This is a genomic window from Rhizobium sp. 05L429 (assembly GCF_056397645.1).
Genome location: NZ_JBFTNV010000076.1, coordinates 1 through 2,126 on the forward strand (window position 1 = coordinate 1; position 2,126 = coordinate 2,126).

Below are 2,126 nucleotides of genomic sequence, written 5' to 3' on the forward strand. Positions count from 1 at the left end.
CTGATTCCCTGCTCGCCGCTGATTCCCTGCTCGCCGACGACCTCGGTCTCATGTGCGACCGGTGGAACGCATGTTACCGAGGTCGAGAGTTACAGGCGCATCAAGTATGACTCGGCCGCCAATATCTGGACGATCACCGATCGCGACGGCACGGTCTCGACCTTCCGTTCCGTCGCGGCTGTTGCCGGGGTCAATCCCGCTCCGGGTAGCGTCGACGGCAATCTCGAGCTGCTGGGCAAGTATCACCTGGCCTCGGTCACGGACACCAACGGCAACACAGTCAGCTACGCCTATACCTGCTTCAATCTTCCTGTTTGCTATGTGGCGGCAATTTCGTACGGAAGCACAGTTGTCAGCTTCAATTACGAAGTCCGCCCCGACTACATCATCAAGGGCAACGCCTATCTTCCGGACTACATCACACGCCGCATGAAGTCGGTGCTCGTCCAGTCGGCCGGCCAGAACCTCGCCGCCTATGTGATGAGCTACGACCAGGCGCAGTTGTCCAACACTTCGCGCCTGACGAGGGTCGAGCGCTACGGCAAGGATGTCTTGCTTGACGGCTCGGGTATCCCGACCGCCGGCACCCATAAGACCATCCGACAGTTGGTCTATGACAACTTCAACCTGAGCTACGCTTGGCTCGAAAATCAGTTTCCGAGGCCTGTCTCCGATCAGGACTCCTACTTCTACAATAAGCAGGTCGTCGATCTGAATGCCGATGGCTACGATGAGATCTTCGGACTGAGGTTGGCCTCCAGCTATAACAGCGCGATCCGAGCCTATGAGCCATATCTCTATTGGGACTCGACAATCTTTGGGTCCGCCGGTGCCGTATCCGGCACGTCGAGTGTCAATATATGGGGTCCGACCGCGGATGGGATTCCATCGCTAGTCCTCTCGTTCACGGGTCGCTTCGACGGAAGTAAGGTCAGCAAAGACACTGCCTACGTCATCGACTACACACGTACTCACAGTCGCAACAACGGCAGCGACCAAGTCGACAAAATTCGTGAAATTGGTGTTATCGCTAGCAACAGTGCCGGCGGCATCGCCAAGACGAGTTGCTCAGGGAGCTACACGAGTTTTTGTGGCGTGATCCCTACAGGGTACAACAAGGGTGTCTCCCTCATGGCGTTGGATCCCGAAGGGGACGGGATCGACAGCGCGGCTGGAACAACTGGTTTTGCAGCCGATTTCAAGGGCAACGGCCGGCAGAGCGTGGGGGCAACAGGACCGTACGTCTACGGCGACCTTAATGGCGATGGCGCGACGGACTACATTCGAGTCAGTACAAGCGGCGTAAACTACTACTGTGATATCTATATCTCAGTCGGCTCCGGCTTCGTGCAGATCGCATCCGGCCTGCCGATCACCGGCGCGCCCATGCTGCGTGACATGGACAATGACGGCAAGATGGAGATCGTCAGCTCCGCCGTCAAAAACACGGCGACACCTTTCCGCGACATGCGCATCTACGCGATCTGGTCCAATTCCAGCGGCACGTCCGTGCAGCCGTATGGCACGACCTTCCGCGGCTCGGCCCTCTCCGGCGATTTCAATGGGGACGGCTTGCCGGACTTCGTGGCGTCGGCGACGGCGACGATCATCTCGAATGCGGGTTCGGGCAATCCGAACCTTTTGCGTTCAGTGACTCTTGAGACGGGTGGGACGGTTTCGGTTGACTACACGCCGTCGACGCGTTTTCCCGAAGCCTACCTGCCCTTCGTCATGCATCCGGCAACCCGGGTGACCGTCAATGACGGCCGTGGCGTGGTGGCAACCACCGACTATTCCTACGATCGTGGATTTTACGACACGACGGATCGCAAGTTCCTCGGCTTCCGCGTCGTCACTGCAATCAAACCGGCGCTGCCAGGCGAGACGGCACGTCCGAGAGTGGATACCGCCTATCGCCTTGACCGGGCAAGCTACGGGCTGCCGGATGTGATCGTCTGGAGGGATGGTGCGGGTAACGCCAAGAAGATGATCTCGGAGACCTATGAGGTCAATGTCAGCTCCGAGCCGTATTGGGTTAAAAACACGGCGACAGAGACGACGCTCTACAATCCCTATGCGCTGACCCAGCGCACCGAGCGGGTGTTCGATGCCTACCACAATGTCAC

Annotated in this window: 1 protein-coding gene; it reads left to right on the plus strand. The window is 58.4% G+C overall.

Annotated features, from left to right (window positions below; translation table 11 throughout):
- Nucleotides 1-2,126: toxin TcdB middle/N-terminal domain-containing protein (locus AC1DNW_RS35355; RefSeq protein WP_477855795.1), on the plus strand; the 2,126-nt coding region annotated here is incomplete at both ends.